Source organism: Pinirhizobacter sp., assembly GCF_035317885.1.
GTDB lineage: Bacteria > Pseudomonadota > Gammaproteobacteria > Xanthomonadales > Rhodanobacteraceae > Pinirhizobacter.
In genome coordinates, this window is record NZ_DATHFX010000073.1 from 1 (window position 1) to 7,467 (window position 7,467).

Sequence of the window (7,467 nt, forward strand, 5' to 3'; positions counted from 1 at the left end):
ACGCCTGGACTGAAACGGCGAGGGCAACGCCAGCGACGAGCAGACTGATCGAACGATTCATGCTTGGGTCCTTGGCGCTTTACTTGGTGATGCTGGAAAGGTACGCGGCGATGTCCTCGATTTCCTGGTCGGACATGCTCTGCGCCTGTGCGCCCATGGTCGGGTGCTTGCGGTCGCCGGATTTGTACTCGTGCAGAGCGCTGATGATGTACTGCTCGTTCTGGCCGGCGATCCGCGGCACGTGGTAGGTAGGGTAGACGTTCTCGTAGCCGGGAACACCATGGCAGCCGGCACACGTGTACACCAGGCTGCGGCCGTTGGCCTTGTCGCCCGCGGCATGCGCGGAGCCGACCGCCAGGAGGGCGGCCGTCACGGCCAGGCCAAGCACTTGCAATCGCTTCATCGAAAGGTTCCCGTAAGACCGGCCAGTGACCGGGATTAAAAACTCGTTGATTATAGGGGGCGGTCCGGACGGCCGACAATCCTTAGTTTTCTACAGTAGCGACTTGACGATGTGGAACCCGGCAAGGTATTCCCCGGCCAGGGTGCCCAGGCTGACGAAGAAGAAGTTCAGCAGTGTCCGCGCCACGCGGTTGGTCCACCAGCCCTTCCAGTGTGAGACATCGTTGGCCAGTGTCTCGAAGTCGCCCACGCGTGGCTTGCGCACCCATGCTTCGGTCATGGCGCTGATGCCGCCGGCGGGAATACCGGGGCGGAAGGGTTTGAGCGGGGCAGCGATGAACGCGGCCAGTGCGCTCAGGGGATGTCCCCCTGCGGCAAAAGCGCCCAGGGCTGCGAGGCAACCGGTGAACAGGATCCAGCTGCGCAGCGCGGCAAAGCCCACGGCGGTATTGCGGGTGAAGGCATAGGCAATCAAACCGAATACGGCCAGCACCAGGCCCACGGCAAGATATTTCGGCCAGCGCGCTGCCGGCGGCACGACGGCCAGTTCGTCGGCGAGCGTGGCCGGGTCGCGCTGCTGGCTTTTCAGTTGTTCGACCAATCCCTTCAGATGGCCGGCGCCGACCACCACCAGCACGCGTTGCACGCCGGGCGCCCGCATGGCCGCTTCGCGCAGGCGCGCGGCCATGTATTCATCCCGTTCGCCGATCAGCGCGCGATACAGCGGTTGCGATCCCTTGGCGAAATCGCTGAAGGCGCTTTCCAGGATATCGTTCTGCTTGAGGTTTTCGATGTCCTCTTCAGCGATTTCGTCCTTGTCGAAGACACTGGCCATCAGGCCGCCCATCAGGCCGAAACGCTGCCAGAAGCCGACGCTGCGCCAGGCGCGCTTGAGCGTGGTGCCCACTTCGCGATCCACCAGCCACACCGGCAGGTTGCGTGCGTAGCCGCCTTGCATGGCAGCCTTCATCTCAGCGCCAGGCTCGATGCCGTAGCGCGAGGCCATGCGACGCTGGAACGAGGACAACACCAGGCTCGCCGCGACCATGCCAGCCTTGCCCTGGCGAATCACTTCGAACAGGTCCATGCGCTTGAAGGCTTCCGGGTCGCGCACGCTGGCCGCGCGGCTGTCGCACAGCTCGATCGCCACGGCGTCGAAGCTCTCATGCGCCAGCAGGGCTTCCACCGCCTCTACCGAGGCGCGCGACACATGCGCGGTGCCCAGCACCACGTACTGCACACCGTCGCGCGTGATCCGTTCGATCGGCTGGCCGTCGAGCGCGGCGGGCAGGGTGGCGGCGGGTTCTGGGATGGTCATCGGCGGCCTTAGTCGCGGAAACGCTTGGTGAGGTCGCCGTAGGCGTCGATGCGGCGGTCGCGCAGGAACGGCCAGATGCGGCGGACGGTCTCACTGCGCTCCATGTCGATGTCCACCACCAGCAACTCACGCCCCTCGGTGCGGGCCTGGCCCAGGAATTCGCCCTGGGGGCCGGCGACGAAGCTTGAGCCCCAGAACTGGATGCCGTTGCCGACGTTGGCGGTATCGGGTTCAAAGCCTGTGCGGTTGACTGCCAGCAGCGGCAAACCATTGGCTACGGCGTGGCCGCGCTGCACGGTGATCCACGCTTCGCGCTGGCGGGATTTCTCAGCGTCGTCATCGCTTAGGTCCCAGCCGATGGCGGTGGGATAAAGCAGTAGCTCCGCGCCTGCTAGCGCCATCAGGCGCGCAGCTTCCGGATACCACTGGTCCCAGCACACCAGCACGCCCAGCTTGCCGACGGAGGTTTCGATCGGATCGAAACCCAGATCGCCCGGGGTGAAGTAGAACTTCTCGTAGAAGGCTGGGTCGTCGGGGATGTGCATCTTGCGGTAGCGGCCGGCGATCGCGGGCGAACGATCGAACACGACCGCCGTGTTGTGGTACAGGCCCGTGGCACGCTTTTCGAAGATCGACGCCACCACCACGAGCTTCAGTTCCCCGGCAAGCTTGCCGATGCGATCGGTGCCGGGACCGGGGATGGTCTCGGCCAGGTCGAAGGTGTCCACGCTTTCGTTCTGGCAGAAATAGGGGCCGTTGTGCAGCTCCTGCAGCAGCACCAGTTCGACGCCGGCGCGTGCGGCTTCACGCAACCCCGCTTCGATGGCATCGAGGTTGGCATCGCGGCTGCCGTGGTTGGTTTCCTGCAGCAGGGCGACTTTCAGCGTCTTCTTCTTCATGCGTGGTCGTTTCCAAGCGCGGCAGGCAGCTGCATGGTGATGCAGTGCAGGCTGCCGTTCTGCCAGATCAACGGGCGGCACGGCACCTGCACCACGGCGCGGCCAGGGTAGGCCTCGCCGATGATGCGGGCGGCGTCGTCATCGACGGCGTCGCCATAGGCCGGTACCAGCACCGCACCGTTGACGATGAGGTAGTTGGCATAGGAAGCGGCGAGCCGCCGCCCTTCGTCAAGGATCGGTTTCGCCCATGGCAGCGCATACAGCGCATAGGGCTTGCCATCCATCGTGCGCAGCGCGGCCAGTTCATCGGCCATGCTTTGCAGTTCATTGAAATGGGGGTCGTTGCGGTCGTCGCAAGCCTGGAAGACGATGCGATGGCCCGGGGCGAAGCGGGCGAGGGTATCGATATGGGCGTCGGTGTCGTCGCCTTCCAGGTAGCCGGAGTCCAGCCACAGGATGCGATCGGCCGACAATCCTTCGCGCAGGAGCTGGGTCATTTCCTCGCGCGGTTGCCCGGGGTGGCGCTGGGCCAGGCACTTCCAGGTGGTGAGCACGGTGCCTTCGCCGTCGCTCTCGATGCCGCCGCCCTCCAGCGCCCAGTCGATGCGCCGGTGGCTCGCCTTGCCGAACACGCCATCGTGTACCAGTCCGGCCACCAGGGCGTCGTCACGTTCGGCGCCGAACTTTCCGCCCCATCCGGTGAAGCGGAAATCGGTGAGCTGGGCGCCGCCTGTGTCGTCGAGCAGGGTGATCGGGCCTGAATCGCGCAGCCAGGTGTCGTCGTAGTCGCGCTCGACCAGGCGCAGCTTGCCCATGTCCACACCCGCCCCGGCGAGGAGTTCAATGGCACGGGCCTTGACCGCCTCGTTGGCGACCACGATCACCAGGGGCTCGAAACGGGTCACCGCCGCGGCCAGGGCCACATAGGTGGTTTCGACCCCGGCCAGCCGTTCGGCCCAGTCGGTACCCGCGTGCGGCCAGGCAATCAGCACGGCCGACTGGGGTTCCCATTCGGCGGGAAGGCGGAACTTGGGGGTCATCGCGGGCGGGCCATGTCGGGGCCGCCGATTGTAGCGTGCCGTCGCCCGCCGGTCAGGCGGGCGACTTAGGGCGGCTTACTTCGCCGCCGCCGGGTTGGTGTTGTTGCCTGCCGGGGTGTTGAGCACCGTATGCACCACGTGGCTGCGCTCGAAGTACACGATGTACCCGGGATATTCCCAGCGGTGGATGACCGGATGCTTGGGCGTGTCGCCGCCGCGGGGGTCGAGCTTGGCGGTGGGGGCGCCGAACTGGCGCTCCACCTGGGCCATGCTCATGCCTTTCTTCGGCAGGTTCATGCCTTTTTCCTGCTGCACGCGCTTCATCAGCAGGCTGTCGGCACGGGCGACGGTCGGTCCTGCCATGAGCAGTGCCGCGGCCAGGGCCAGAATAGTGGTGGTGTTCTTCATGTTGATGGTATCCCCTTTCCCGACGTCGTTTTAGCAGATGCCAGGCGCCCGCGCCATGTCGATTGCATCGATTCGTGACGACGAGCCGCTATCATGGCGCTTTTGCCGGTGGCCGATTGCCTGCCGGCTGGACTTCCAAGCATGATTTCGTTCCGACGTTTCGCTCTTCGCCGGGGCAGCCGCCTGCTGCTCTCGGACATTGACCTTACATTGCAAAGCGGCTGGCGCCTGGGCGTGATCGGGCGCAATGGCTGCGGCAAGTCCAGCCTGTTCGCCGCCTTGAAGGGCGAGATCGAGGCCGATTCGGGCGAGCTGGACATGCCCGGCAAGGCGCGCATGGCCTCGGTCGAGCAGGAAACCCCGGCACTGCCCGATCCGGCCATCGAATACGTGCTCGGCGGCGATGTGGAGATAGCCGCGGCGCTGAAGGCCGAAAGCGACGCCCTGGACGCCGACGACATGGATGGCGTGGCCGCGGCCCATCACCGCATCGAAGAACTGAACGGCTACGATGCCCGCGCCCGTGCGGGCCGGTTGTTGCATGGCCTGGGCTTCCCGGCCGAGACGCACGAACGCGCCGTGGCCTCGTTCTCCGGCGGCTGGCGAGTGCGCCTGAACCTGGCCCGCGCGCTGATGGCGCCATCGGACCTGCTGCTGCTGGACGAACCCACCAACCACCTGGACCTCGACGCTGTACTGTGGCTTGAGGAATGGTTGCGCCGCTACCAGGGTACGCTCTTGATCATTTCCCACGATCGCGAGTTCCTGGACGGGGTGATCACGCACACGATGCACCTGCACGATGGCAAGGCGAAGCTTTACACCGGCAATTACTCGGCCTTCGAGCGCCTGCGCGCCGAACAGTTGCGCCAGCAGCAGATCGCCCATGACCGCGAGCAGGCCGAGCGCGCGCACCTGCAGAGCTTCGTCGACCGTTTCAAGGCCAAGGCCAGCAAGGCCAAGCAGGCGCAGTCGCGCATGAAGCGCCTGGAAAAGCTTGCCGGCACCGAAGCCGTACGCGCCGACCGCGCATTCCGCTTCCAGTTCGCCGACCCCGACCGCGTGCCGACCTCGATGCTGCGGCTGGAAGAAGTGGACGCCGGGTATGGCGACCGCATCGTGCTGTCAAACGTCGGCTTCGGGCTGGAAGCGGGTGACCGCCTTGGCTTGCTTGGTCCCAACGGCGCGGGCAAATCCACGCTGGTGAAATCACTTGTCGGGGAATTGATTCCGCTCTCTGGCGAGCGCGCCGGGCACAAGGACACCCGCATCGGCTACTTCGCGCAGCACACGGTGGAGAGCCTGCGCGAAGGTGCAAGCCCGATCGAACACCTGATGGACAAGGCGCCCACGGCCAGCCAGCAGAGCTTGCGCGATTTCCTTGGCACATGGAATTTCGCCGGCGACCGTGCATTTGAATCGGTCGACGGGTTTTCCGGGGGCGAGCGCGCGCGACTGGCGCTAGCGCTGATTGCCTGGGACAAGCCCAACCTGTTGCTGCTGGACGAGCCCACCAACCACCTGGACCTGGACATGCGCGAGGCCCTGGCCGATGCGTTGGCCGATTTCGGTGGCGCCATCGTGCTCGTATCGCATGACCGCCACTTGCTTGGATTGGTGTGCGATGAGTTCTGGCGCGTCTCCGACGGTGTGGTCGAACCCTTTGACGGCGACCTGGATGACTACGCACGCTGGTTGCGTTCGCGGCACAACGCGCAGGGCAAGCCTTCCGCTGCCGTGGCCGCAGCCGCGGCGGCGGCGACCGAAAAGGAACGTCGCCAGGCCGACGCCCAGGCCCGCGAGCGCGAAAAACCGTTGCGTTCGAAGCTCAAGAAGATTGAATCGCGCATGGGTGAACTCGACGGCGAGCTCACCACCGTGCAGGCGAAGCTGGCTGATCCGAAGATCTATGAAGGTTCCACCGCGGAGCTTATGTCCCTTAGCCAGAAGCAGGGCGCGTGGCGCCAGGAAAAGGAAACGCTCGAAGCGGAATGGCTGCAGCTGATGGAGCAACTGGAAGCGTGATGGCAGCACCCGAGCGCCATGTACTGATGCCGGCGCGCGCGCGCCTGGCTGCTGTCGCTGGCATGGCGCCGTGGCTTGCCCGTGGCAATCGCCTGGCTGATGCAACGCCGGGATTCATCCCGGCGTTGTCGTCGTACTTTCGTACCGAGGGTGACCTTCCGGTCGCCGCCTTGATTCGCCAGCTGGTGGCAGGCGATGCCCGGGGTCACCAATGGCTTTGCGCCGATCCGGCCTGGGTGCAGCCGGAGGTCAACGGCGCCAGGCTATTGGCCTGTGGCGATGAGTTGGGGCTTGTCTTCGGTGAAGCCGATGCCTTGCGCGGCGACCTCGTCGAGGCCTTTGCCGCGCACGGTTTTGCCTTCGAGATGGCGGATGCTTCCCATTGGCAATTGCGCTTGCCCGCGTTCGCCGAACTGCCCAACTTTGTCGGGCCCGATGGCGCACGCGGTGCGGATCTTTTCGACCACCTGCCTCCGGGCGCGGAGGGTCGTCGCTGGCGCGCCGTGTTGGGGGAGGTGCAGATCGTGTTGCACAACCACCCGGTGAACCAGTTGCGCCGCGAACGCGGTGCGGTGCCTGTGAACAGCGTGTGGTTCTGGGGTGCCGGGGCATTGCCCGAAGGCATGGAGTCCGGGTTGACCCACGCCTTCGCCGACGATTTGCTGGTGTGGGCGCTCGGCGCCCGTGCCGATGTCCAGGTGGATGGCCTGGGAGCGTGGCCGGGGCCGGACAGTGCATTCGAACTGGTTGATCTTTCCGCGCAGGACGCTGAGGTCATCGCCAGCCGCTGGTGGCCTCGGCTGGAAGAGGATCTCTTTTCCGGCCAAACCCGCCGCCTGCGGCTGCATTTCGCCGGAGGCGAACGCTGGTTGCTTTCCCGAAGGCAGCGCCTTCGCTTCTGGCGCGGGCGCGGCTGACGGTGGAGATCCGTCGGCGGCAAGCGCAAGTAGGGCCTTCGGGTTGGCCAGCGCAAGTGCACCCGGTGTTGCAGCGTGTCTACGCCGCGCGTGGCATTGCCGGGCCCGGCGACGTCGACCATCGCCTGGCTCGCATGCTTGGGTTCGACTCGCTTGGCGGCATCGACCGGGCTGTCGCGTTGCTGGCGAAGGCGATCGTCGAAGGGCAGGAGATCATCGTTGCCGGCGATTACGATTGTGACGGCGCCACCGGCACCGCCGTTGCGGTGCGTGGCCTGCGCATGCTCGGCGCGCGGCAGGTGGGTTACGTCATTCCCAACCGCTTCCTGCACGGCTACGGCCTGACACCGGCGCTGGTGGCTTCGATGCCGACGGCGCCGGATGTGTTGCTGACCGTGGACAACGGCGTAGCCAGCATCGATGGCGTGGCGGCGGCACGGGCGCGAGGCAGCGTGGTG

8 protein-coding genes are annotated in these 7,467 nt (G+C 65.8%); 3 read left to right on the forward strand and 5 right to left on the reverse strand.

Annotation, left to right across the window (positions count from 1 at the left end; all coding sequences use genetic code 11):
• Window positions 1-79 precede the first annotated feature (79 nt).
• The 5 genes from VK519_RS02270 to VK519_RS02290 all read right to left on the reverse strand — a co-directional run bounded on the left by VK519_RS02270 (window position 80) and on the right by VK519_RS02290 (window position 4,067).
• The gene (locus tag VK519_RS02270; protein WP_324347264.1) at window positions 80-403 is read right to left on the reverse strand and encodes a c-type cytochrome; all 324 of its coding nucleotides are present in this window, start codon (window positions 401-403) and stop codon (window positions 80-82) included.
• Between the two features lie 90 nt (window positions 404-493).
• Entirely contained in the window at window positions 494-1,720 is a 1,227-nt protein-coding gene (locus VK519_RS02275) for a TraB/GumN family protein (RefSeq protein ID WP_324347267.1), read from the reverse strand.
• An 8-nt stretch (window positions 1,721-1,728) separates the two neighbouring features.
• Complete coding sequence (locus tag VK519_RS02280) at window positions 1,729-2,619, reverse strand: carbon-nitrogen hydrolase (protein ID WP_324347269.1); 891 nt, start codon at window positions 2,617-2,619, stop codon at window positions 1,729-1,731.
• Entirely contained in the window at window positions 2,616-3,659 is a 1,044-nt protein-coding gene (locus VK519_RS02285; protein WP_324347271.1) for an agmatine deiminase family protein, read from the reverse strand. Before VK519_RS02285 ends, VK519_RS02280 begins: the two co-directional genes overlap by 4 nt.
• Window positions 3,660-3,734: 75 nt before the next feature.
• Window positions 3,735-4,067 (reverse strand): hypothetical protein, encoded by a 333-nt coding sequence (locus tag VK519_RS02290; protein ID WP_414692681.1) that lies wholly within the window; start codon window positions 4,065-4,067, stop codon window positions 3,735-3,737.
• Between the two features lie 141 nt (window positions 4,068-4,208).
• Here VK519_RS02290 and abc-f point away from each other — a divergent pair, with 141 nt between their 5' ends.
• The 3 genes from abc-f to VK519_RS02305 all read left to right on the forward strand — a co-directional run.
• Complete coding sequence (gene abc-f, locus VK519_RS02295; protein ID WP_324347273.1) at window positions 4,209-6,092, forward strand: ribosomal protection-like ABC-F family protein; 1,884 nt, start codon at window positions 4,209-4,211, stop codon at window positions 6,090-6,092.
• Window positions 6,092-7,009 carry a phosphoglycerate mutase gene (locus tag VK519_RS02300; RefSeq protein WP_324347275.1) on the forward strand — a complete coding sequence of 306 codons (918 nt, stop codon included), beginning with the start codon at window positions 6,092-6,094 and terminating at the stop codon, window positions 7,007-7,009. The genes abc-f and VK519_RS02300 overlap by 1 nt, the downstream gene beginning before the upstream one ends.
• Before the next feature lie 65 nt (window positions 7,010-7,074).
• Window positions 7,075-7,467: DHH family phosphoesterase (locus tag VK519_RS02305; RefSeq protein ID WP_324347277.1), on the forward strand; the 393-nt coding region annotated here is incomplete at its 3' end.